Raw genomic sequence first — 23,810 nt, 5'->3', positions numbered from 1 at the left:
TATGCGTTTGCGTCCGACTAACACGGCGACGGGAGTCGGCCGCGACGCGACTCGGCCGGCTGCGGTCCGAGGACCGGCTAGTTTGAAACCCCCGCCCGCTGAATCCGTGGCTATGCGCTTCGACCGGCAGAGCGGGGTGTTCCTCCACCACACGTCGCTCCCGAGTCCACACGGTATCGGTGACCTCGGCGCGGGGGCCCGCGCGTTCGTCGACTTCCTCGACCGGGCCGACCAGTCGCTCTGGCAGTTCTGTCCCATCGGTCCGACCGGCGACGCGCAGGGGAACTCGCCGTACCAGTCCTACTCGGCGTTCGCGGGCAACCCGCTGCTCGTCGACCTGCGCCGGCTGGCGGACCGGGGACTGCTCGACGAGGCCGACCTCGACCCGCCCGAGGCGGCGTCGCCACACGAGGTCCGGTACGGCGAGGTTCGAGCGTTCAAGCACGAACGGCTGCGGACGGCGTTCGAGCGGTTCGAGGCCGACGCCGACGAGGCCGACCGGGAGGCGTTCGCGGCGTTCCGCGAGCGGGCCTCGTCGTGGCTCGACGACTACGCCTTGTTCGCGGCGCTGCGGGACGAGTTCGACGAGCGGCTCTGGACCGAGTGGCCGCGCGAACTCCGGACGCGCGACCCCGACGCGCTCGCCGCCCGCCGGGAGTCGCTGGCCGACGAGATTCGCTACCGGGCGTTCTGTCAGTGGGTGTTCGACCGGCAGTGGCGCGCGCTCCGCGCGTACGCTCACGAGCGGGAGATTCGACTCGTGGGTGACCTCCCCATCTACGTCGCGCTCGACTCGGCGGACGTGTGGGCGAACCCGGAGGCGTTCCAGCTGACCGACGAGAACGCCCCGGCGGTGGTCGCGGGCGTCCCGCCGAACCCGGGCGACGACGGCCAGCGGTGGGGGAACCCGCTGTACGACTGGGAGCACCTCGCCGAGGCGGACTACGACTGGTGGCTCGCACGGCTCGAACGATTGTTCGACCTCGCGGACCTCACCCGCATCGACCACTTCACCGGCTTCGACCGCTACTGGGCGATTCCCGCCGAGAGCGACGACCCCGCCGACGGCGAGTGGCGCGAGGGACCGGGCCGGGAGTTCTTCGAGGCGGTCCGCGAGCGCCTCGGCGACCTCCCGTTCCTCGCGGAGGACCTCGGCTTCCTCGACCAGTCAGTCGTCGCCCTCAGGGACGAGTTCGAGTTCCCCGGCATGCGCGTCCCCCACTACGCCGACTGGTGCGAGGGCGGGAACATGCACCAGCCGATGATGTACCCCGAGAACTGCGTCGGCTACACGTCCACGCACGACACCGACACCGTCGTCGGCTACTACCGGGACCTCTCCGACCGCCAGCGCGACTGCCTCCACTACAACCTCGGCACCGACGGGAGCGAGATACACTGGGACATCGTCGAGGCGGTGTGGAACTCCAACGCCGGGCTGGCGCTCACGACCGTGCAGGACCTGCTCGGACTGGACAGCGACGCCCGCTTCAACCTCCCGGGGACGGCGACCGGAAACTGGCGGTGGCGCGTGACCGAGGAGGGACTCGACGAGGACGTCGCCGACCGACTCAGACAACTCACCGACGGGACGCTCCGGTGACCCGGCTCGGCGGACGAACGCCCGGCGGTTCCGGGTGCGTACGGTCCGCGCGTCGTTCGGTGTGAACCCAACCGGTGAGAAGCCGAAAATGCGAAAACGCACGCCGCGTGGCCGGTGCGTCTCCGGTCGCCGGCGTCGCGCGCGGTACTCTCCCCCCAGTTCTCGGTCGCGGGTCCCGTCGACTCGGCGAAACCCCGCCGGAGCCGTCAGTCGGCCCGCAGGCGGGCCGCGACGGTGGCGAGCGACGACCGAACCGACTGGAGCGGCGACCGACGCGACGCGCCGGCGTCCTCGCTCTCGGACGGCGTCTCCGGCGTCGCCGTCGCGGGTTGGTTCCGGGGCGACTCCGTCACGAAACAGTCGAGACAGAGTTCCCCCTCGGTCGGCTCGCTCCCCCTCCGGTTGATGCAGTGCTCCCCGCAGTGACGGCAGCGGTACTCCCTCCACTCGCCCGGTACGAGCGGCGTGTCGACGGAGGGCCTCGAAGTTTCGTAGTGGTCGATACCCCCTTCTGGTCGCGTATTGGCGTTTGACATGGGTGTGGCGGTGCCGGTGACTCCGTTGCCCGGTCGCCCGGCCGCCCGGTCGCGTCGGGCGGGACGGACTCCCTCCCCCGGCCCACTGGTGGTAAACACCTCGTAAGTATAATACAAACGGCCCGGTCGGTCGCGCCGGCGTCGGGCGGGAGTGGACCGGGGTGACCGACACGCTTAGGCGACGGGGTGTGAACTAGGGACGCATGTCCTCGCCCTCCGACGCCCGACCGTCGGACCGCGGTCCCGACGAGGCGTTCTGTCGCAACTGCGGTCGAGTCATCGACGCCACCGCCCGGTACTGCCCGGAGTGCGGTGCCAGCCAGGAGTCCGGACCCGGGACCGGGTCGTCGAAGTCGTCCGTCGAGTCCGCGCTCGACGACCTGTTCGAAGGCGGGAACCCGTTCGTCGCGGCGGTCCTCTCGGCGCTGTTCCCGGGGCTGGGACAGATATACAACCGCGAACTGGAGAAGGGGCTCGTCATCGTCGTCGCCAGCGTGCTCGCCGTGCTGTCGGCGGTGGTCCTCGTCGGGTTCCTGCTGTACCCCGCGGTGTGGATATACGCCATCTACGACGCGTACAAGGTCGCCGAGCGACAGGCGGCCGAGGCGGAAGCCACCCCGGTCGACGTCGTCGAGTCGGGCGAACGGTCGGACGACGAGGAGCCCGAGTTCCAGCGGTAGAGGGTCGAGCGAATCCGGGCGAGTTCGTTCTCGGTGGCGACGTCGCCGGAGCGGTCTCTCCGCGGGAACGGACGACGAAAGAAGAGTCGACGGTCGAGTCCCGAAGCGAGGCGGTTACGCCGGGGGAGCGAGCGGCGCGGAGGTTGCGCTCACGTCGGTCGCGTCCTCGCCGTTTTCGGTGGCGTTGGGCACCGTCACGGTGATGGTGTGCGTGCCGGGGCCGAACGTCTGGGTGGTCGAATCGTACAGTTCCTGCTGGTCGGCGGTCTCGGGGCTGAAGCCCGCGCCGGGTTTGGTGTACGAGACGAGCGACAGCTCGACGTCCGAACAGCTCTCGTTGAGCGTGAGCGTCACCGTCGCCGTGTCGCCGTCCTGCTTCACCACGCCCGCGTGGTCGAGACACAACCGGATGCCCTCGCTCGCCCACGCCCGACCGCGGTCCGCGATACCGTCCTCGCTCGTCCCGTGTGCGAACCGCACCAGCCGGTCCTCCTGGGCGTACAGGCTGTCCGCCGACAGGTTCTCCATCGGTTCGCCCGCGACGAAGTCCACCTGGTAGTGGGTTGCGTCCGCGGGTTCGCCGTCACCGACGCCGGTCGCGTCGAGTTCGCCGCTCAGCACCGACGTCTGCCAGTAGACGCGCCGGCCGTCGTAGTACGAGTCGGCGTACTGTCCGTACACGTTCAGGTCGGTCGCGCCGGCCGCGACCGCGGAGAACTCCCCGCGGTCGAACGTGACCACGACCTGCCCGTCGGTCAGCGCCGCGTCCGTCGCGGCGACGCGCTCCCCGTCCGCGTCGAGCGCGTAGAAGCTCGACGCCTCGACGGCCGTCGCGTTCTCGGGGGCGTCGTAGCGCACCGTCACCGTCTCGTCGTCGCCGTCGAGTGCGACGGTCGTCGACCCGACGCCGGCGTCGACGCGACGCATCCGTCCCTCGACTTCGGGCGAGACGACCTCCCGCTGCTCGATGTAGTCGATGAGCGCCGTCGAGTAGAGGATACCCGTCTCGGAGACGCGCGTCGCGTTCGCGAGCGGGTAGCTGTCACCGCCGTCGGCCATGAAGCTGTTGACGGTCACCGTGTAGTTCTCGTCCTCGCGGAGCCGGGTCCAGTTCGCGGGCTCGTCGGGGCCGGCCGCGTTGACGTACACGTCGCGGACCATCGGCTCGCTCCCCTCGTGGGGGACCCACTCGAACCGGACGCCGCTCACCTGCTGGCTGATCTCCGCGCCGTACTGCTGTCCCGCCTCGCTGTCGAGCGTGACGACCTGACTCGCGAGCGTCTCGCGGAGCTGCGAGCCGTTCATCCGGACCGTCACCAGCGTGTTCGGGAACGGCAGCACGCTCGTCACCTCGCCCACCGTCACGTTGCCCGCCGGGTACACCTCGTTGGTACGGATACCGCCGGAGTTCGTGATGGCGACGTCCGCGCCGGTCTTCGCGCGGAACGAGTCGGTTATCATGTTGCCGAGCGCCGTCTCGCGGTGGTAGTTCGCCTCGCTGGTCGCGTTGAGTTCGACCGTCGAGCGGCCGATGACCTCGTTCAGTCCCACCTCGCGCGCCTCCTCGATGACGCGCAGGACGGACTCGTTCCGCGGGACGTCCTCGGTCACCTCGATGAGCCGACCGTTCACGGCCGTCACGTTCCCGTCGGAGACGGTGAGGTTCACCTCGGCGAGGTGGGACGCCTCGCTGCCCGCCTCGACGATGGTCGTACCGCTCGTCTCCTGTGGCGGGTAGACGAGTTCGTCGTCGCCGACGACCACGAGGTCGATGGCACCCGACTCGTCTGCGCGCGCGAGGTCCTCCGACTCGGGGACGCCGATGTGCGCGAGCGCGACCACCACGTCGACGTTCCGCTCCTCTTTCAGGTACTCGGCGCGTTCGGCGCCGACTTCGCGGAAGTCCTGCACCTCGATGCCCGCCTCGTCGAAGTCGAGCGCCGTCTTCCCGACGATGGCCTCGTCGACGACGCCCACGAAGCCGACGCGGACGCCGTTCCGCTCGACGACGTGCGTGCCCGTCGTCCCCGCGATGGGTTCGCCCGTCGACTCGTTCACGAGGTTGGCGGCGAGCCACGGGAACTCGGACGCGGCCGCGAACTCCGGTACCGCCTCGTCGCCGTAGTCCAGGTCGTGGTTACCGAGCGCCTCGGCGGCCGGGTCGATGCGGTTCAACACCTCGACCGGGAGTTCCCACTCGCTCACCGGCGAGAGCGCGTGCGGACTTACCTCGTCGCCGCCGCCGACGAGCACCGTCGGGTTCTCGTGGGCGGCTCGCCGCCGTTCGATGAGCGTCGCCAGCCGCGGCATGGTTCCGGTCCGCGCCATCGCCGTCTGGATGTCGTTGTACGCGAGAACCGTCAGGTTCGTCGCGTTCGAACTACTCGAACCGTTCGCCGCGTCCGCCTCGGCGGCGGACGCACCCCGTTCGGGGACCGCTCCCGCCTCCACCCCCGTCCCCGCGCTCCCGAGCGCGAGGACGCCCGCCGGGACGGACGCGGTCACGAGGAGACAGGTCAACAGCACCGCTGAGAGTCGTCGCATGCGAGGGGACCGCACGCGGGCATCGTTGTTTAATCCACCTAAGAGGAGTATGGATTGCCGGTGGATAGTACAAACACGTACGTCCGGGACTGATTGATTCAGTCACCTCCCGAGGAGATAGTTACTCGTCTTGCGAGATTCGCGTCCGATTGGTGGCCGCCTGCTTCCGTTCGCGTGGGTCACACACCTCGGGCGTGACGCCGTGCCCCGACCCGCCGGTATCGACGGTCGGACCGCGGTCCCGTCAATCACGTCCTCCGCGAGCGGGAGGTCGAGCGGGGCGACCGCGACGTCCGGTATCTCGCTCACCCGTCGAGCGCCCCCTCGACCGCGCGCAACAGCGCGCGCGGTCCCCCGTCGCGGTAGACGTTGGCCGCCGGGAGGCCGTGCCGGTCGGTCGCCTCCTCGGGGTCGCCCCACGTCGAGACGGCCGCGACGGTGGCGTCCGAGAGTCGTTCGACGAGCGCGCGTTCCTCCGCGACCCCCCCGACGGGGAAGTCGGGGAAGTGCGTGCGCCGCGTCCGGTCGGGGTCGTGCGCGAGGACGACCGCGTCGGGCCACGACCCGTGGAGGACCGAGAGCGTGACGCCCGAGTACGCCCGGTGGGTCAGCGCCGCCTGCCCCTCGACGAAGACGAGGTCGTGGTCGGCGGCCGCGCGCTTCACGAGGTCCTCGACGACGCCCGCGGTGAAGTCCGCGGGCACCCGGTCGACGACGACCCCCTGGTGGGCGCCGACCATGATGCCGGTCTGGCCGGTGGCGACCCACGCCGCGTCGCGGCCGGCGTCCCGGGCGGCCGCGTACAGTTCGAACGTCGTCGTCCGCTTGCCGACCGCGCAGTCCGTCCCGAGGGTCAACACCACGTCCGCGTCGGCCTCGTCGACCGACCCGTCCCCGACGCGGAGGTCGGCGGCGGACGGCGGTTTGCGCACGTCGAACAGGCGGACGCCGGCCTCGTCGGCCAGCGCGGACCAGCGGTCGTCGTCGCTCAGGAAGACGTGAAGTCCCGACACCACGTCACAGCCGTGTTCCATCGCCGTCTCGATGTCGTCGACCCACGCGTCGGGGAGCTGTCCGCCCGCGGGCGCGACGCCGACGACGAGCACTTCCGCCTCCGGGGCGGCCTCGACCGCCTCGACCGCCGACCCGACGACGGGAACGTCGGGCGCGGCGGGGGTGTCGAGCACGTCCGCGGGCGAGCGGCCGGCGGTCTCGGAGTCGACGACCACCCGGGTCTCGAACAGGTCGCTGTGGAGGACGACCCCGTTCGCCGTCTTCCCCCCGGGGTTCCGAACTCTCCCTCCGCCAACACGATGGTCGGAACCGGTGCGTCGAAGGCGTCTCGCAGGTTCATCGTACTCCAAGTGGGCAATCACGAGCCAAAGCCCCACGCCCTCACATGCTAGGGTGGACCACCGGCGACGGTCGACCGCCCTCGTCTGGCGGCCGGCAGACCGGTCGTCGGTGTCAGCGTCCCAGTCACAGTTCGGTTTCGAGCGCCTCGACCACCTTGTCGAGCGTGCGCTCCCAGACCCGGCGCTTCGAGAACACGTGGGTCTCGTCGGGGTAGTACTCCGCCTCGAACTCCGTGCCGGTCTCCAGCAGGCGGTCGACGACGACGTCGAGTTGCTCGACGTTGACGTAGCGGTCGGCCGTCCCGTGGAAACTGTACAGCGGCGCCTCGTACCGGTCCATCGTGGAGACGGGGCTGGCGGCCTCCCACGCGTCGGGCGCCTCCCAGCGGGTGCCGCCGAGCGTCGTCGGGAGACTCGACGCCGCCGTCGGGTACTTGGTCTCGGTCGCCCACGGCTCGTACACTCGGCGGTCGGCCACGCCCGCGAGGTTGACTCCCAGGTCGAACGCGTCGGGGACCGTCCCGAGCACGCGGAGCGTCGCGTACCCGCCGTACGACAGCCCCCAGACGGCGAGCGCGTCCTCGTCGACGAAGTCGAGGTCGGCGAGGTAGTCCGCCGCCGACGCCACGTCGTCGTCTATCTCCCGACCGGGGTCGGCGGCGATGCCCTGCCGGAACCGCTTCCCGTAGCCGATGCCGCCGCGGTAGTTGACGACCAGTCCGACGTACCCCTCGTGTGCGAGGTACTGGTGGACGGTGTACGCCAGTCCGTAGGCGCGCCCGGGGTGCCAGCCGTCGCGCATCTGGCGCATCGGCCCGCCGTGGACCCACACCACCGCCGGGAGGTCGGTCGCGTCGTCGTCGACGGCGTCGGTGTCACGCGGGTCGAGGAGGAACGCCGGCACCTCGTAGTCGTCCTCGGTGTCGAGCACCACCCGCTCGGGGGCGACGGGCGCCGTCGGCCAGTCGTCGACGACCGAGGTGGTCACCCGGTCGCCCGCGTCGGGCGGCGCGGCCGAGAGCGGGCGGACGCGGAGTTCCGGCGAGCGCTCCCGGTCGGCGTGGACGTACGCGAGGCGGTCGCCGTCGGGCGACGCCGCCGGGTGGACGTTCGTGCCGGGCGTCTCGACCAGCGGGCGCACCGACTCGTCCCCCAGGTCGAACGCGTAGAGGCCGCGCTCCTCGGGCGCCGCGCGGTTCGAGGCGAAGACGAGGGTGTCGTCGTCGACCCAGACGGGCACCGAGTCGGCCAGCCCCTTGTCCTCGAACGCGCCCTCGGTCAACCGCGTCAGGTCGCCGGCGTCCGGGTCGAGCAGGTAGAGGTGGTCCCAGCCGCCGAGCGGGAGTACCGCGGCGACCCGTTCCCCGTCGGGCGAGACGGCGGGCGCGCCCCGCGAGACGACGCCCAGGTCGTCGTCCTCCTCGCGGAACGGAACCGCCTCGGTGCCCTCGCGCGGGTCGGCGACCACGAACTCCCGGCGCGTCCCGTAGTCGCCCACCCGCTCGAACAGGAGGCGGTCGTCCGCGAGCCAGGCGGGAGTGTGCGCCGAGTCCGTGCCGTTCGTCCGCCAGACCACCTCGCCCGTCTCGACGTCGAGCACGCCCACCTGCTTGGTATCCCGGTCGACGAACCGGTACGCGAGGAGGGCGTCGTCGTCCGACCACGCGAACGAGCGCGACTCGCCGAGGAACGGGCCGCGCTCGGGCGCGTCGAACCCGGTCCCCGCGCCCGTCTCCACGTCTGACACCCACGGCCGGCCGTCGCGGTAACAGGCGACCCGGTCGCCGCCGTTCGACCAGACGTGGCCCGACTCGTCGGCGGCCGCGAGCGGGCGAGTCTCGCGGCTCGCGGCGTCGAGCAGCAGCGTCTCGGACTCGTCGGTGACCACCAGACACTCCGCGCCGGTCGGCCGCCACGCGAAGTCGGACACGTACCCCTCGTCGGGGCGGAACCGCCACGACTCCTCGGCGTCGCCGACGAGCAACGCCTTCCCGTCGTCCTCGTACACGGTCGCGGCAAGCCGGCGGCCGTCGGCCGACCACGCCGGCGGGCCGGGGTACTCCACGTCCAGCACGTCCGAAATCGAGAGCGTCACGCGGGCGGCTACGGCGAGTCCCGGCTAAAAGCCTCGTGCGGGGGCGCGCCGCGCCGGAGTGAGAACGCATATCACGCCCCCGCGCCGGACCGGGGAACGGGACCGACCCCGGGCCGAGACGAGGGAAGTGAGAGTCCGGTGCAGGTGCAACTAAGGCGGAATTGGCCCAACCGAGGAGGTATGCCCGCGTACGAACCGGTCGACTCGCCGGACGAGACGACGGTGTTCCCCTACCACGACCTGACGCCGCCGACGGTGGCTGACGTGTACGCCGCCCGGCGGGTGGTGAACGCCCACCTCCCCCGGACGCCGCTCGTCCGGAGCGACTCCCTGTCGGCGGAGTTCGACGCCGACGTCTACCTCAAGCGCGAGGACACGCTCCCCACCGGCGCGTTCAAGGTCCGCGGCGGTCTCACGCTCGTCGCCGACCTGGACGACGAGTTCCGCGACCCCGGCCTCGTCGCGGCCAGCACCGGCAACCACGGGCAGTCGGTGGCGTACGCCGGCCGGACGTTCGACGTGCCGGTGACCATCGTCGTCCCCGAGGCGGCCAACCGCTCGAAGGTCGCCGCGATGGAGCGACTGGGCGCGGACGTGCGCCACCACGGCGCGCACTTCGACGCCGCGCGCGAACGCGCCGAGGAACTCGCAATCGAGGAGGGGTACCGGTACGTCCACTCGGCGAACGAACCCGCCCTGGTCGCCGGCGTCGGGACGGCCGGACTCGAAGTCGTGGAGGACCTCCCCGAGGTGGACTACGTCTTCTGTCCGGTGGGCGGCGGGTCGAGCGCGGCCGCCTACTGTCTCACCGTCGGGTCGCTCGCCGACGCGCGCGTCGTCGGCGCGCAGTCGGAGGCCGCACCCGGCGTCCACCGAGCGTGGACCGAGGGCCACCTCGACGCGCACGACACGATGGAGACGTTCGCCGAGGGCATCGCGACGAGCGTGCCGTTCGCGCTGACGACGCGGGTGCTCCGCGAGCGCCTCGACGAGTTCCGACTGGTGAGCGAGGCGGCGCTCCGTCGGGGCGTCCGCGACGCGTTCCGCGGGGACGGCATCCCGATGGAGGGCGCCAGCGCCGCCAGTCTCGCGGCGATGCGGGAGACGAAGTCCGAACTCGCCGGACGGACCGTCGTCTTCCCGGTCTCCGGGCGGAACATCGAGCCCGAGGCGTTCCTCGACATCGTCGGAGCGGCGGACGAGTAGTCCCCGCCGGTCGAGCGAACCGGCCGGTCACTCGCGGTCGGTCCACTCCTCGCGGAGGACGCCGTACTGGACCATGTCGCGGTGCGCGCCGTCGACGAACATGAACTTCCGCCGCCGCCCCTCCTCGGCGAACCCGAGCGACTCGAGCAGTCCACGGGAGGCGTCGTTGAAGTCGTACGCCCCCGCGCCCACCGCCGGCGCGTCGTACTCCCGGAAGGCGTGGTCGACGGCGAGCGAGACGGCCTCCGCGCCGTACCCCTGCCCGCGGACCGCCGGGACGAGCCAGTAGCCGAGTTCGGGCCGCTTCCAGTCGGCGTCCTCGACGGTCACCTGGCCGACGCGCCGCACCGCGTCCTCGTCTGGGCGACCCGGACCGGCGTCGTCGTCGAGACAGACCAGTAGCCAGTCCGTGCCGTCGTCCTCCTCGGGCACCTCCATCTGCTCGCGGCTCCTGAGCCGGCTCCCGAGCGGGTACCGGATGTCGGGATTGGCGTGCGCCCGCTGGAGGAACGGGACGTCCTCGCGCTCGACCGTCCGGAGCGTGACCCGCTCGCCGCGGGCGACGCGTGCGCCTGGCATGCCGACAGGAGGAACCGCGGTCCGCATACGCGTTTCGCCTCGGCAGGGGAACGCCCGCCGGAGCGGTCGGGTGGCGACGAGGAGGGGAGTCGGCCCGCGAGTCAGGGGACCGTCCAGTCGTTGTAGAGGAAGTAGCCGACGACGACGACGAGCAGGAGCGCCAGCGCGACGCCCGCCTCCAGGTTCCGGCGCCCCGTCTCTACCGAGTCGACGAGGTGGTGAAACCAGAACACGTTGGCGTACGGCGTCCCGTGGAACGCCCGCCAGGCGGCCGCCGGCCCCTCGACGCCGAACTCCCGGAGCAACCAGTAGCCGTCGGGAATCAGCGCCCAGAACCCGCTGAGAAACAGCAGCAGGAACTCCCGACGCGCCGGCAGGTCGACGAACGAGAGGACGACGAGGGCGGCCAGCACCCCGACGGCGAAGTGGACGAGCGCCTGCATGCGGACACGAGGGACGGTTGTGCGTGCCGCCGCTTCAAGATTTCTCGACGGGTACCCGGCTCGGCCGAGGCTCGACTCGGTGCGGCGCCCGGCCGCTCGGGTGGCGCGTGCCGACGTCGGTGGCCGAAATATTGGTAACTCAGTGCGAGTATAGGGTGACAAATGGACGACGAGGTCACCGTCACCATCGACCCACACGTCCACTCCGAGGAGTCGTACGACGGCCGCGAACCGGTCGAACTCCTCCTCGAACAGGCGCGGGAGATCGGGCTGGACGGTATCGTCGTCACGGACCACGACCGCATCCGGGAGTCGCTCCGCGCCGCCGACCTGGCCCCGGAGTACGGACTCGTCGGTATCCCCGGCGTCGAGGTGTCGACCGCCGCGGGCCACCTCCTGGCCATCGGCGTCGAAGAGCGGCCCGACCCGCACCGGTCGCTCCCGGAGACGGTGGGGGAGATTCGCGACCTGGGCGGCGCCGCCGTGGTCCCGCACCCGTTCCAGCGAACCCGCCACGGCGTCCGGAAGCGGCGGCTCACGGACTGCGACGCCGTGGAGGTGTTCAACTCGTGGGTGTTCACCGGCTACCGGAACCGGCGGGCGAGGCGGTTCGCGGAGAAGAACGACTACCCGGGCGTCGCCGCCAGCGACGCCCACTCGGCGGTGTACCTCGGGCGCGCGTACACGGAACTCGGGGTGCCGGACGTCGAGTCGAAGGCGAACCTCGAGGGGGACGACGTCGTCAAGGCGCTCCGGGCCGGGAGCGCCGAGATTCACGGCCGTCGCCAGCCCCTCTCGCGGAGCGCGCGCCACTACCTCGTCGGCGCGGGACGGAAAGCCGGCTGGGCGCTGCGGCACCACACACCGAGCCTGCTGTGACCCGGTCACAGAGGACGGGAACGTCCACTGCCTACCGGGCGTTCCGCCCCACGGAAATCGACGTCTCGAGTCGAGCGAACCCCTCGGCCACCGTCGTACGCCGACGTATCACGGTGGCCGCTCACCACCGGTCGTGAGAACGTTCATCTCGCGGACGTGGAGAGCGTGGCCGGCGTCGCTGCAGCCGAGGACGTGGTCCGGGGCGAACCGAAGCCGTACACAACGGTGTGGCCGACGGTCAAGCCGGCTGACGATTCGTTACGGTCTGAAAAGATAAATATATCAATAGAATCGTACCTGTTCGCGACTATGTGTGTCGCGATCGGTGGTACCACGGGAACCGGGAGATGGTAACCCGAGTTCGGACCGGGACAGGAGGCAGACGGTCGAACGCGGAGGGCGCGGAGAGCCCGGAGCGCGCTTCGACGAGAGGGCACCGTCGCGAACCAGATCGGGTCGAACGAGGTGACGAGCAGTCGAGCGCAGGCCCGACAGAGCGCTCGCTGTTGCAGGTTCAGCGGACGCACGGAAACCGGGCGGTCCAGCGGTTGATCACCAGCCGACTCGGGTCGGCGGTGCAACCGAAGTTGGAGGTGGGGAGACCGGACGACGAGTTCGAGCGGGAAGCCGACCGGATAGCCGACGCCGTACTACGGAGGCCGCTCGGGGAAGCGCCCCTGCATCCAGTCGAACGGAAGAGCCCGGGACGTCCGTCCGCGAGCGCGGCGTCGGAGAGAGCACCGGAGATACGCGCCGAAGACGAAGCTCGCATCGCTGCACTCCGCGGCGAGGGCCGACGCCTGCCCGCGTCGGTCCGACGGTTCTTCGAGCCCCGCCTCGGGGCGGACTTCTCTCCCGTCCGAGTGCACACCGGTCGACGGGCCGCGAACCTCGCCCGCGCGATGGACGCTCGCGCGTTTACGGTCGGACGCGACATCGTGTTCGCACCCGGCGCGTACGAACCCGAGACACCGACCGGGAAGCGACTGCTGGCTCACGAACTGACGCACGTCGTCCAGCAGAGCGGAGGGCCGACTCGACCGGTCGGAGGGTCGGAGGCGGGGGAGAGGCGGCCGGACGCCCGGGGAGGTCGAGACGAACGACCCGCCCCTGAGCGGGCGAACACGACGACGGGGACGCGAGGCGACTCCGCAGGGAGCGACGTAGCGACTCGGCGACCGGCGGCGCGCGGCGTGCCGCCGGACGAACGCCACCGCGCGACACGGACCGATACTCCGCCGAGTGTCACGATAGCGGAACGGAGCGAGCGGACGGTGGTCCAGCGGGAGAACGGCGACGGGGGGTCGCCAGCACCCGCCCCACAGACGCCCACTCCCGCCGAACCGACGCTGGGGTTCGGTCCGACCGGAACGACGCTGACCCGGGGCGACACGCTGACTGCGACGGTGAACTTCACGCCCACCGCGGGCGAGTCCGTGACGGTCACCGAGTGGCGCTACACCACTCCCGAACACGGGACCGTCACGCGCCCCACCACCGACTCCAACTTCCAGACGTCGTGGAGCGGGACGATGGCAGTTTCGGGCGAATTAGAGATGGATCACACGGTCACCCCCGCGGGCGGGAGTGCGGGCCCGCCGCAGACGCTGACGCAGGCGATCACGGTCGACGACCGTTCCGGCACGAACTGGCAGTCGAGCGTCACCAACGTCGCCGAGGGGACGCTGAGCGGCAAGCCCTCACCGCCGAGAGCGTTCCTCGACCTGGGTCTCCACTCGGCGAACGTGAGACAGCCCAACCCGACCACCTCGCGGGTCGCCGACGGACCCAATCAGCAGTTCACCTTCGCCTCGGCGATGGACGCGGGTACGTACACGTCGGCGCCGACGATCCACCCCGACCTCACCGCCGCGTCGAGCAGGTTCAAGACGTTCCACTCGGACCCGAGCCTCCTCTTTCTGGTCGTGGGAGCGAGCAGAACTCGGATTCCCAACTCCGACTACAGCGGACTGAGCACCGCCGGGTCGACGCTCACGTTCACCGTTCCGGACTGGGAGGCGTTCTACAAGGCGCACAACTTCTACCGGATACGGGCGACGGCGGATACGGGGGGTCGGTCGGTGGCCGTCCGAGACGCCTGGTGGAGTCTCGACAGCAACGCCCAGGCTGCCGGCATCACGATTACGAACGTTACCGCGGTACGCGACGCGCTGGGGGGCTCCAGCGGACCATACAGCGGGCCGATATCCACCTCGATAACACAGGGGTCGTGGGAGGGTAACGTCCTGATGCAGGCCGCGGCCATCCTCGCAGGCACGCGGAGCCACGAGTACGGGCACGCCACCCACAGCCACCGCGCGAACTTCGTCAAGATGGTGCGCGCGCTCGACCCTCGCAGAGTCATGGAACGGACGGTTTCCGCGCCCGGCCACGGCGTCGACTTCAACGGTACAGTTCGGAGTCTGACCGGGGAGATACTGCGCCCCAACCACGAGATCGTCGACGAGTCCGCCTCGGCCAGCCCGGAGCGATTCGTCGCCAAGAGCGGGGTGACGATGGCGGGCGTCAACGAAGACCCCGACACGGGGTCCAACCTGGGCGGCGTCTGGAACATCGCCGGAAATTCATGGATGGTGTAGTCGACCGGCGGCGCAGGTGCGTCGGTTCGCCCGAATCGGGCGGTTCGTCGTGTCGTCCCCCGGGCGGGAGGCGGAGGCCGTCAACGAACTGGAACTACGCCGGCTTCCCCGACGACTCGGTCTCGCGCTCCTCCTCGGCGTCGTCCCGCCAGCCGTCGCCGTCCCGCAGGTACTTGTAGGCCGGACCCGCCAGGAGCACCGCCGTCGCCACCACCGTCCCGACGACGAGCCAGGGGTTGAACGAGACGTCCTCCATGGTGAGTCGGTGGAGCGAGGTGCCGATCATCACCGCCGCGACCGCCCAGGGAATCTCCCCGATGGCGGTCCCGAGCAGGTACTCCTTCGTGTGGACGGGCGCAGCCCCCGCGGCCACCGAGGTGGCCTGTGCCGGGACCGGCGCGACGCGAGCCGTGACGACCCCGCGGAGGTCGCCCGTCGCGTCGAAGAAGCGGTCGGCGACCTTCTCCGCTCGCTCGAACAGGCTCGACTCGAAGTCGGTGTACCGGGTGATGGCGTAGGGGACGTACGTGCTCACGACCGACCCCGCTACCGCGATGGGGACGCCGAGCAGCAGCCCGTACTTGAATCCCACGAGCACGGCCAGCGCGGTAATCGGCCACGCGATGAACGAGCGGATCAGGTAGAGGAAGAGCAGGACCAGCGGGAAGTACGGCGAGTCGAGGAGCGCACCGAACCGCTGGACGACTACCTCCGGCGACAGCAGGAACCCTCCGGCCACCAACAGGGCCAAGAGGACCCCGGTGATACGCTTGTAGCCGATATGCATGCCCCTATAGCGCTCACACGTCTATATAACGTTACTCGCCGCACTCGCTGGGACGACGGCTCACGAATACAAGTTATCGACGGTTGTGGGTCCTCGCTCTAGAGGGACGGAACGGACGAATGAACACCATGACGCTGAGTGCGAAGGTTAATCGTGGGAACATTATATAGTAATAACAGATGGTATTGAAGTGGATGGTATCAAACCGCCCACAGATGGTCACAGTTGACCGAGTCAGTAACAGCGGAAATCCGATTGCCGAGGAGACTTACAACGGGAAAACCATCCATGTGCCGAGCGGTCTTGAGGGTGAAACCTATGAGGTTCGTCTTACGGACAGAGGAAGCTACATTGTAGCGGACCTAGTCCACAGTGAGTCCGGTGCACGTGCTCAAACACCAGCGGGCCCATCTGGTCCTACAGGACAGGACGATGTCATTCTCAAACTCGGAGAGGAACTGATCGGTGACGAAACGCTGACGATGGAGCAACGGGAATGCTCGGACAACCGACTCAACTCATCTGAGTATCCCGGTAAAGACATTCGAAGTGAAGTCGCATTCCGTCACGATTAGCGTCCTCGAGTCCGGCACTATTTTTCGGCACAGCTGATTGAATCGTATAAACTCTAGTTCAGATTATACATCCGAATAGTGGTCGGTGACACGAGCACAGGCCCGTTCGACCGTTCGCTCGCCGTAAGTTGCTCCATCCGCGAAGTGGACGTCGTCCCACTTCGGGCGCAGCAATCCTGACCGGCGAAAGAGTGTGTCCACACGCGTTGGATCCCCGTCCGTCCAGAAGGCGAGTAAACAACAGAGTGCCATGTCTGCCTCTGAGTGGCTATCGTAGCCACTGATGTGCCCCTTCCAGAGCGCGGTGAACTTCTCACCGTTCGACGCGGACTCTGCCTTCTTGATCACCTCCTCATCGTCCAAGCGTGGAGCAAACGACAGCGCACGAGTCGGTGACGCAGACCCGGTCGTCGCTTCCGATTGCGACGGACCCGACTCCGAGTCTCCTATGTACATCCGATGGACGGCTCGCAGTGCTGCTGGTCGCTCACAGACGTGCTTGGGAGTACCGCTCACTCGATCGCCCGTCATGGTGAAGAATCGCCCCTCATCGTACATCTCGACCGATCCTCGCCGTCGTTGCCCGTCCGGAAGTCGGCCCCGTGCGATGACGTGCACGCCCGTTCCGGACGGTGACACCTCCGTATACGAGTGGAGCCGCGTCACGATCGCTACCGTCTCGTCGTTCAGCCGTCCCGTCGCGGGGTCACGGCAGTCATCGAGATCGACGCCGACGAATGGATCCTCACTCGTGAAGACGAACCCCACACCCGAAACATCGGGGCGGGTCGCACGAGCGAGCGCATCGTCGAACGAGCCCCACGTCGTTGACTCGGCGGTCGATGCGAACGTACCGGTTGCAGGGTCGATCGGGACTTTCGTCTGCGTCCCGTGACGCTCACGAGACGCCCAACACACCCACTGAGAGCAATGACGAAGTCGAACGGGGAGGCCGTTTGGATTCATGCACACTCACCGCTCGGTGAGAGACGGGTCGTGCACTGGCCGCTGTGTGTCACGCGTCGGCTGGCCGTTCGTCTGTGAGTCGACCGATGACGTCGGTGTCGACGAGTCCCGACCTCCACTGTAGCCGTCAAAGCCGTCCGCGATCACTCCAGCTTCGAACCCGCTCGCACGAATCCGCAGCGGGAACCAGCCCTCTTCGTCGATTCCCAGAAGCGCCTCGGAGTAGCCATCCGCGTCGTTGCCCGCTTTCGCACTCCGCATCCAGTTCACCTCGCGCTCCGAGAGCCCGAACCACTCGGCCAGTTTCTCGGCCTCCTCTCGGACGCAGTGGATGAGCGTCATCGAACACAGGTTCGCGATAGTGCGCGCCTCGGGCGTCAGTGCGAATTCACCCCCCGTCTGCGTGATGAACTGAAGCGAGAGGTCGTAGTGTCTGCTGTGTCGAACCGCAGTCTCGAGAAACTCCAGCGAGGTAGCGTCGTTCATGAGATAGTGCGCCTCATCGATGGCGAACACGACTCGGTCCTCAGTCCCCTTCGCGCGCTCGTAGACGGCGTTGAACAGGACCTGCATCATCAGACTCGTCTCCGTCCGACCGCGCGTCCCCTCCTCTTGGTGCAAGTCGAGATAGATGACTCGTGAGTCGAGGTCGAACTCGGTCGGGCGGGCGAGATTGGCCAGATCGCCACCATCGCGGAACGACGGCCGGAGGTCTTTCAATAGCGACTGGGCGTCCTCACGGACACTCTGCTGCTCGCCCTCGGTGACGTATCCGAAGGTGGCTGGGTCGTCCAGTAGCGCTTCGAGGACGGCAATCACGTCACGCACGGTTGGAGAGGCTCGTTCGTGTGTCGCCGGATCGCGCGTGATGCCACGGCGCTCATAGGCTTCTTGCACGGCTCGCCGAAGCGTCTGTTTGCGGTCGCCGAGCGGGTTGGTAGCGACGTGGGTGAAGAACGTCTCGAAGAACGTGAGTACCCACGCGATCTGCTCGGCCCACGGGTCGAGGTCGGGAATGCCCACGAGGACATCGTCGGGCGTCGGCTGGAGGTCGAGTGGGTTGAATCCACGCGTGCCGCCGACCGTCACGCGCTCACCGCCGAGCGCGTCGTTCACACCTGCGAACCCTTCGAGCGGGTCGAGCATGATGAGGATCGTCTCGTCGTCGTACATCGCACGGCGAAGCAGTTGCAGTTTCGTCGAGAACGACTTGCCCGCCCCGAGTTTCCCGATGACCATCGCACAGTACCCCGTCTCGCGGGTGAATCGGTCGAGGATGAGCGGGCTCTCGGTGAGCGCGTACGTCCCGTATTCGATACCCGGCTCGGCGAACGCGCCGGCAACGAACGGAAACATGGCGCCGACCGCCCCGCCCAGCACGGGCGTTCGCGTCTCCATCGACTCACTCAGTCGGTCGACCGCGATCGGACTCGCCGAGACGAGTGAATCGAGTTGTGCCCACCGCGGCGTGACCGGCGTGAGATTCGCTGGCGAGCGGCGTGCCGTGTTAGCGACCGCATCCGAATCGATCTCCTCGGGTGTGTCTCCGCGAACGGAGAGATACATCGATGTATCGAACGCCGTCATCGAGGAGTTTCGGAGAACGTCGTACATCTCGCGATAGTCGTCCAGATCCTTCTGGATACCACGAGCGCCCGCCCGCCGTTTCTCAGAGAGATATTCAAGGTCGGCTTCTAGGTCTTCGATTTTGTTCTCGAGTGAGTCGAGCGTGCCGTGGGTGTCGCGCGGGGTGAGATGGATCGAAATATCCGTCGTCCGGGTCTCGGCTGCCGAGTAGAGCGTCTCGAAGAGCCCGTCGACCGGGGCGTCGGGATACTCACCAACCCACAGCGTCCGCACCCACTGCTCGCCCGTTCGGACTGCAGTCGGCGTGTGCTCGATCGTCGACGGTGTGACGACGGTCTGGTGGATATCTGGAATCGAATCGAGATCGGCAGCATCCGGCTCGTATGCAACCGAGACTGTCTCCTCGCTCTCGTTATCGCTATCGCTCTCCTCAGTCACCCCCGACTGACGGATCCAACGAGCGACCGAACGCGGGAGTAGGTCTTGGATCACGTCGTGTCACCCACGAGCGGGCGCGTCCGGAGCACGCGTCGCAAGTCGTCGTACTCACGCGAGTCCCCCGCCCAGAACTCGCCAATCAGTTGGGTTGCCCTGTCGATATCGACGCGATGAGCCGTACAGCCCTCGATCGCTCGAATCCCGGTCTCGACACGGCGGAGACGCTCGTCCAGTGCGTCGAACATGGCCTCGTGTTGCTCTTCGACGCGCGGCGCGAACCAGGCTTGGATGATGAGTCCGACCAGCGGGACGACTGCGAGTTTCTGCGTGAGACTCTCGCGTTCGAATCGAACCTCCGCCGGTGTGACCGGGACGATCACGTAGTGGTCTCGAATCGTCATTCGGCGCTCCTCGAGGTCTCTCGCATACCAGTCGAGATAGTGCTCGATGAGTACGGCGAGTCGCGGATTGGCTCTCACGTCCGGGTCGGTGAGTCGTGATTCGTACTGTGTGAGATACTCGTCGACGGGAAACGGTTGGGTCGTCGAGTAGAGCTGTATCGGGAAGTCGACGACCGTATTACAGAAGTCCTGAAACGCCTCGGCTTTCCCTGCCCATTCGGCGTCTGTTGCGAGTGCCATTGTGGGTGGACTCACCTGGACCATTCCGAGAAGCACTCCATCTGTCCGCTCGATCGCACCGCGGTCGGGGTAGACGCGTTCGAGATGGGTGTACTGTTTCGCGTCCTCGTGTGCGAGCTCTGTCGGTCCGCGGTAAAAGCCGAGGAACGTCCAGAACCACTCCAGACTCGACGTATAGGCTGGCGTGAGATATACGAACAGCGCGCCGAACGCGATCGCACTAGCGGCGAACGGGAGTGTGAACGTCTGGAGAGACGAGCCGGCAACCTCCACCGAGGAGGGAAGGAGGACCTGGGTAAGGAGGATGACGAGCACGCCCGGGAGGAGCGCGACCGCGAGGTCGGTGAGCGTGTACGTGCCGAACAGTTTCGCGTCTGTACCGAGCGATTTCGGAATGCGCTTGGCTGGATCTCTCTCGTGCATGGTTACTGGTCACCGCGTCGTGAATCGTCGATCGATGTCTCGTCGGGGGCGTCTTGCTCAGGTCGTCGCGTCGGCACAGGCGAATCCGATCGCGTTCGATCCTGGAGGTTGTCGAAGTCGGGGCGGCGGTCTGCAGGATCAGCCCCGGACGAAGACCGAGTTCCACTTCCATCGGATCGACTGAGGCGCCCACGCAGTCGTGAGCCAGCCGCGTTGAGCCGCGAGCCCGCTGCGTGGGTTCGTGAATTTCCCGAGTTGAGGACCGTCTGGCCGTTCGTCCGAATCGCCGGCCGTCCCCGCGTTCCCCGGGAGAGATTCCGTCCACCCTGCGCGCTCGTCTGCCCGGTTTGCCTAGCGGTACTGATTCGATGTCGAGCCCGTCGTCGCGAGACGTGGTGGGACACGCGATCGGCCATGAAGAACAGTGCACCAGCCTGCCAGAAGAGGACGAACGGTGAGACGACGGCGACGATCGGGATGACCAGTGCAGTCAGCCACGCACCGATCCCCCCCATTGAGAGGCTGAAACTTCTGCCCAAGAGATCCCCAAGACGAAAAAGGATCGCAACAGGTACCGTCATAAAGAGAAACGGTACGTAAAATCCCGCTAGCCGCTTCACAAATCCAGAAACGAGAGAGAACGGACCAACACCCGGGATCCAGAGCACGATAAGGATCGGCATCAAGAGCGTGAAGAGATACAGAACAACATGTCTTATGAAGTATACCAGAGCGATGAGGACAAATAGAATTAGATCAACCGAGAGTGCGATAACTACTCCGAGAACGCCCATCGCACTGAAGGACATCGTCTGAAAGAGAGATATTTGGGAGAGATCAGGAACGAGGTATACAGAGAGTTCGTAGACAAATTGTCGAGAAATTGCGTCTATCCACCACCAAGAAAGGATTCCCAAGAGTCCGGTGAAAGCTCGCTTTTTCAGCATAGAACGGTGATAGCTACTGAAGAAATTACTGGTTGATTCGAAGAAGACCACCAACCCGATAGACAAAGCCCACAGAAACAGTGATAGAGGTACGATCACATCCCAATAGTAATCGTAGATATTGGGCCACGCGTTGTTAGACGGTTCATTGAATACAGAATCCGGAGTAGGTGTATCAACAACGGTTCTCACTAAGTCGCCTGCATACTGCTCTATGATCTGTTCAATCGGCGTGAATAGGACTCTGAGTGCTTCTTGTATGGCAGAGACAATTATATCACCGAGCGCACCCCCACTCTCGCCCCCGTTCTGGGCAGCGGTAGGCTCAGTTGCGACAACAAGTATACCGATCGCACTGATGAAAATTATTCCAGATGCCCGACTATTCATTCTCAGTCATCTCGCTAATCAGTTCAACCGAGATGTTGCTACAGGTATCTCGGAAGTTCGCACTTAGCAGTTCTCCAGAAAACGTAGCACGGACTACTTGAGAAAGATGATCACCTGTAGCGACCTGCGCAATGACAGTTGTCTCAACTTCCCACCCATCACAGGAATCAGAACTTGAAATGATGAAAGGAGGAATGGAGCCGACATACTGTTGAGATTGTCCTGGCAGCAAGAGTGCCTCCAGTGCGGTTTGTGGTCGGAGTAGGTTAGATGTCGGTGTAGTAGAGGAATCGATCAGCCGATTTGCCCGCTCGTAGGGGGCACCTTGATAGCCGATATTGTAGACCCAAGTTGGGCCAGTACCTCTATTCTCGATCTCCACGGACAAGTTTCCTCGATTACTCGGGGTAGGCCGGCCCTCTGTATATTGTTCAATACCGATAATATCCAGACGTGGTGTAAGATTGAGAGTTACAGAAGCCGATTCAGTTCTATTCTCCACTGCGACTAGCTCGTGCTCACCAAGGAGATAGTGACTTCCAGCGTCGATATTCAAAATCGGGATATGAACCGTCGTTGCACCTGTCGCAACGGGTGTCTGCGTGAACGTGCTTCCATCCGGGGCGATCAAGTTGAGACCGGTAACCTCGTGTTCGTCGTGCAACCTGACGACCAGATCTTGCTCGTCGAACGAGATATCTCGAAAGACCGACTCGTCCGAGGGACTCGCTGGACGTGACGTCCCGTCAGCACCGTCAGTTCCAGTGCACCCCGAAAGAAGGGCTGCCCCGGCGAGAAGCCCCGACCGAAGCAACACTCGCCGAGAGAGCGAGTGTGGGCGCCCCATCATCACAGTCGCCTCCACGGCGGCCAGATGCCCCAGCCGGTGACTCGATCGATGAGGTAGACAGCCAACAGATACAACGAGACTGGGACCAGGAAATCGTAGAGGATCGACAGCGCGTGGAGTCCGATCCCACGAACGTACACGATGTCCGAATCCCCGACATATCCGGTGCTCTCGTGCCACCAGCGTCCCGGTTCGTATCGCGCCGAGACACCGCCCGGTGGCCGTGGAAGGATCACAGTCACCGTCCCATTCGTGCTGGTGTTCACACGTTGATCTTGGATGACGACCGAGCCTCCTCGACCGAGCGTATCGATCGGGGCACCAGTAGTCACATCTCGAAGCGTCACCTGAACGGTGACCGTGTCGTCGGTCACGTTACGCACTGACAGCGAGAGCTCGCTCCGATTGATCGGGACGTCGATGACCGACGAGTCATTCACGTCGGTCTCGATACCACGGACGAGCCCGTATGCTCTCACCTCAGAGAGGGTGTGGTTGGTCGTCCGCGTCCTAGTCACAGTCCCGTAGCTTGCCGTGTACGGGTCGACGAGAACGTCCAGCAAGACGGACTCGGGGAGGGTCGGCGGCTGCGTCTCTGTTCCATAGACTTCGAGGATCTGTACCGTGCGACGGGGTGTGGGAGTGGGACCCGTCTCGATGGGATATGCAGCCACCTGCAGCGGGTGCAGGGGTGACTCGCGAACCGACTCGCCGTCGTCGGTACTGGTCACGAGCGTGTCCCAGTCGTCGTCTCGTGCCGAGTAGAATCGCCAGACGCCTCGCACGTCTCCGTCCGGAAGCGAATACCCGAGCCACGGCTGGTTCTTGTAGACGGCAAGTCCCAGATCGCCGTTCGGGTACCGTGCTCGAAAGCCAATGGTGGTCAGGTCGTAAGCGGTCACGTCGATGCTGTCACGAGCGGTTATCGTCTCTGTGTGATTCTCGACCGTGACAGACGGGTTCACACAGAAAAACCCGCTCCTCCCGGGGCGACACACTTCGACACGCTCTTGAAGGCTAACGGCGACCTCCGCTTCGACGGTGAGCGTGTGAGACTCGCTTGGGTACCCGTCGAGCACGTATGGGAGTTCGGGCGTGTGACTCCCGTTCGCAGTTGATTCGAGGGTCTCGTCGACGAACAGGCGTGTCTCGACGATCTCGTGCTCCTCGAGTGTCCAGAACACGCGTCGGTCGCTCGTGATGGTGACCGGGGGGACGGCAACGCGATAATCGACGGTCGCGAGAAGCGTCCCGTTCGATGCGACGTACAACGGTTGGTCGGAGGGGGAGAGCCGCGCCCGTGTCGACGGCTGGACGGCAAACACCGCAGCGTAGACGTCTCGTGCGAAAATACCGTCACTGAGCGTTGCGTTTGGGGGATGGATCGATTCGGTTCTCGTCGTCTGCGGAAAGTCACCGTGATCCCCGCGGTTCCACTGCTCGACTGCCGCGGGTGGCGAGTCGAGCGGGATATCCGTCCCCGCAGCGAGCGTACACACCGATGGTGACGAGTTGTCCGTTCGATTCTGGAGTGCGGCGACGGTCGTGTTGTCGTCATCGCCCGCCCACAGTGTACAGTGAACCGTCTCGTTGAGACCGTGGTCGGTGCGCTCATCCGAGTGAGCGGTCGACTGCGTCACAGCAAGCGGCAGAGCGACGACTGCCATCGCGGCGATGAGGAACCTC

General features: G+C 66.6%; 17 protein-coding genes and 1 pseudogene. 6 read left to right on the top strand and 12 right to left on the bottom strand.

The genetic code is table 11. From position 1 onward, the window contains the following. The first annotated feature begins 112 nt into the window (after positions 1-112). On the top strand, positions 113-1,603 hold the full coding sequence (gene malQ, locus AC6RUA_RS11280) for a 4-alpha-glucanotransferase (protein ID WP_499813111.1): 1,491 nt from the start codon (positions 113-115) through the stop codon (positions 1,601-1,603). A gap of 206 nt (positions 1,604-1,809) precedes the next feature. Here malQ and AC6RUA_RS11275 read toward each other — a convergent pair whose 3' ends face one another. Further along, positions 1,810-2,139: a hypothetical protein gene (locus tag AC6RUA_RS11275; protein ID WP_499813110.1), complete on the bottom strand. Its 330-nt coding sequence runs from the start codon at positions 2,137-2,139 to the stop codon at positions 1,810-1,812. Positions 2,140-2,342: 203 nt separating this feature from the next. Between AC6RUA_RS11275 and AC6RUA_RS11270 the strand changes: the two genes are divergently transcribed. Then, a complete protein-coding gene (locus tag AC6RUA_RS11270) occupies positions 2,343-2,819 on the top strand; it encodes a zinc ribbon domain-containing protein (protein WP_499813109.1) in 477 nt (158 codons plus the stop codon). A gap of 114 nt (positions 2,820-2,933) precedes the next feature. Here AC6RUA_RS11270 and AC6RUA_RS11265 read toward each other — a convergent pair whose 3' ends face one another. From AC6RUA_RS11265 to AC6RUA_RS11255, 3 genes and pseudogenes are all read right to left on the bottom strand, one after another. Next, a complete protein-coding gene (locus AC6RUA_RS11265) occupies positions 2,934-5,363 on the bottom strand; it encodes a bifunctional metallophosphatase/5'-nucleotidase (protein WP_499813108.1) in 2,430 nt (809 codons plus the stop codon). A 305-nt stretch (positions 5,364-5,668) separates the two neighbouring features. Beyond that, positions 5,669-6,717, bottom strand: a pseudogene (locus AC6RUA_RS11260) (DUF1611 domain-containing protein). Positions 6,718-6,842: 125 nt separating this feature from the next. After that, the gene (locus AC6RUA_RS11255; protein ID WP_499813107.1) at positions 6,843-8,813 is read right to left on the bottom strand and encodes a S9 family peptidase; all 1,971 of its coding nucleotides are present in this window, start codon (positions 8,811-8,813) and stop codon (positions 6,843-6,845) included. Positions 8,814-8,993: 180 nt separating this feature from the next. Between AC6RUA_RS11255 and AC6RUA_RS11250 the strand changes: the two genes are divergently transcribed. After that, complete coding sequence (locus AC6RUA_RS11250; protein ID WP_499813106.1) at positions 8,994-10,019, top strand: threonine ammonia-lyase; 1,026 nt, start codon at positions 8,994-8,996, stop codon at positions 10,017-10,019. A 27-nt stretch (positions 10,020-10,046) separates the two neighbouring features. On the opposite strand, the gene AC6RUA_RS11245 is transcribed toward AC6RUA_RS11250, so the two are convergent. Both AC6RUA_RS11245 and AC6RUA_RS11240 read right to left on the bottom strand, forming a co-directional pair. Beyond that, the gene (locus tag AC6RUA_RS11245) at positions 10,047-10,598 is read right to left on the bottom strand and encodes a GNAT family N-acetyltransferase (protein WP_499813105.1); all 552 of its coding nucleotides are present in this window, start codon (positions 10,596-10,598) and stop codon (positions 10,047-10,049) included. Positions 10,599-10,699: 101 nt separating this feature from the next. Continuing rightward, a complete protein-coding gene (locus tag AC6RUA_RS11240; RefSeq protein ID WP_499813104.1) occupies positions 10,700-11,041 on the bottom strand; it encodes a hypothetical protein in 342 nt (113 codons plus the stop codon). Between the two features lie 162 nt (positions 11,042-11,203). Between AC6RUA_RS11240 and AC6RUA_RS11235 the strand changes: the two genes are divergently transcribed. Together AC6RUA_RS11235 and AC6RUA_RS11230 are read left to right on the top strand one after the other, a co-directional pair. Then, positions 11,204-11,920 carry a PHP-associated domain-containing protein gene (locus AC6RUA_RS11235; protein WP_499813103.1) on the top strand — a complete coding sequence of 239 codons (717 nt, stop codon included), beginning with the start codon at positions 11,204-11,206 and terminating at the stop codon, positions 11,918-11,920. Positions 11,921-12,495: 575 nt separating this feature from the next. After that, the gene (locus tag AC6RUA_RS11230) at positions 12,496-14,520 is read left to right on the top strand and encodes an eCIS core domain-containing protein (protein WP_499813102.1); all 2,025 of its coding nucleotides are present in this window, start codon (positions 12,496-12,498) and stop codon (positions 14,518-14,520) included. Positions 14,521-14,614: 94 nt separating this feature from the next. Here the strand turns inward: AC6RUA_RS11230 and AC6RUA_RS11225 are convergent, their stop codons facing one another. Continuing rightward, entirely contained in the window at positions 14,615-15,307 is a 693-nt protein-coding gene (locus AC6RUA_RS11225) for a TVP38/TMEM64 family protein (protein WP_499813101.1), read from the bottom strand. A gap of 215 nt (positions 15,308-15,522) precedes the next feature. On the opposite strand from AC6RUA_RS11225, the gene AC6RUA_RS11220 reads away from it, so the two are divergent. Next, the gene (locus AC6RUA_RS11220; RefSeq protein ID WP_499813100.1) at positions 15,523-15,882 is read left to right on the top strand and encodes a hypothetical protein; all 360 of its coding nucleotides are present in this window, start codon (positions 15,523-15,525) and stop codon (positions 15,880-15,882) included. A 63-nt stretch (positions 15,883-15,945) separates the two neighbouring features. On the opposite strand, the gene AC6RUA_RS11215 is transcribed toward AC6RUA_RS11220, so the two are convergent. From AC6RUA_RS11215 to AC6RUA_RS11195, 5 genes are all read right to left on the bottom strand, one after another. After that, complete coding sequence (locus tag AC6RUA_RS11215) at positions 15,946-16,650, bottom strand: phage NrS-1 polymerase family protein (RefSeq protein ID WP_499813099.1); 705 nt, start codon at positions 16,648-16,650, stop codon at positions 15,946-15,948. Positions 16,651-16,854: 204 nt separating this feature from the next. Then, entirely contained in the window at positions 16,855-18,873 is a 2,019-nt protein-coding gene (locus AC6RUA_RS11210) for a VirB4 family type IV secretion system protein (protein ID WP_499813098.1), read from the bottom strand. Positions 18,874-18,923: 50 nt separating this feature from the next. Then, the gene (locus AC6RUA_RS11205; RefSeq protein ID WP_499813097.1) at positions 18,924-19,937 is read right to left on the bottom strand and encodes a TraC-like domain-containing protein; all 1,014 of its coding nucleotides are present in this window, start codon (positions 19,935-19,937) and stop codon (positions 18,924-18,926) included. 2 nt (positions 19,938-19,939) lie between these two features. Then, positions 19,940-21,274 carry a TrbL/VirB6 family protein gene (locus tag AC6RUA_RS11200; protein ID WP_499813096.1) on the bottom strand — a complete coding sequence of 445 codons (1,335 nt, stop codon included), beginning with the start codon at positions 21,272-21,274 and terminating at the stop codon, positions 19,940-19,942. Positions 21,275-22,123: 849 nt separating this feature from the next. Further along, the gene (locus tag AC6RUA_RS11195; RefSeq protein ID WP_499813095.1) at positions 22,124-23,791 is read right to left on the bottom strand and encodes a DUF8186 domain-containing protein; all 1,668 of its coding nucleotides are present in this window, start codon (positions 23,789-23,791) and stop codon (positions 22,124-22,126) included. Positions 23,792-23,810 lie beyond the last annotated feature (19 nt).

The organism is Halorarum sp. SLYT50 (assembly GCF_059821265.1).
Note: the sequence above shows the minus strand (reverse complement) of the source record. Positions and strands in the feature narration are given on the sequence as shown.

Bases quoted from the DNA above. Each gene is read 5' to 3' on its own strand.
- AC6RUA_RS11275 (WP_499813110.1), bottom strand. From the start codon at position 2,139: ATGTCAAACGCCAATACGCGACCAGAAGGGGGTATCGACCACTACGAA.
- AC6RUA_RS11205 (WP_499813097.1), bottom strand. From the start codon at position 19,937: ATGCACGAGAGAGATCCAGCCAAGCGCATTCCGAAATCGCTCGGTACA.
- AC6RUA_RS11195 (WP_499813095.1), bottom strand. From the start codon at position 23,791: ATGGCAGTCGTCGCTCTGCCGCTTGCTGTGACGCAGTCGACCGCTCAC.
- AC6RUA_RS11225 (WP_499813101.1), bottom strand. From the start codon at position 15,307: ATGCATATCGGCTACAAGCGTATCACCGGGGTCCTCTTGGCCCTGTTG.
- malQ (WP_499813111.1), top strand. From the start codon at position 113: ATGCGCTTCGACCGGCAGAGCGGGGTGTTCCTCCACCACACGTCGCTC.
- AC6RUA_RS11240 (WP_499813104.1), bottom strand. From the start codon at position 11,041: ATGCAGGCGCTCGTCCACTTCGCCGTCGGGGTGCTGGCCGCCCTCGTC.
- AC6RUA_RS11235 (WP_499813103.1), top strand. From the start codon at position 11,204: ATGGACGACGAGGTCACCGTCACCATCGACCCACACGTCCACTCCGAG.
- AC6RUA_RS11265 (WP_499813108.1), bottom strand. From the start codon at position 5,363: ATGCGACGACTCTCAGCGGTGCTGTTGACCTGTCTCCTCGTGACCGCG.
- AC6RUA_RS11200 (WP_499813096.1), bottom strand. From the start codon at position 21,274: ATGAATAGTCGGGCATCTGGAATAATTTTCATCAGTGCGATCGGTATA.
- AC6RUA_RS11250 (WP_499813106.1), top strand. From the start codon at position 8,994: ATGCCCGCGTACGAACCGGTCGACTCGCCGGACGAGACGACGGTGTTC.
- AC6RUA_RS11220 (WP_499813100.1), top strand. From the start codon at position 15,523: ATGGTCACAGTTGACCGAGTCAGTAACAGCGGAAATCCGATTGCCGAG.
- AC6RUA_RS11270 (WP_499813109.1), top strand. From the start codon at position 2,343: ATGTCCTCGCCCTCCGACGCCCGACCGTCGGACCGCGGTCCCGACGAG.
- AC6RUA_RS11245 (WP_499813105.1), bottom strand. From the start codon at position 10,598: ATGCCAGGCGCACGCGTCGCCCGCGGCGAGCGGGTCACGCTCCGGACG.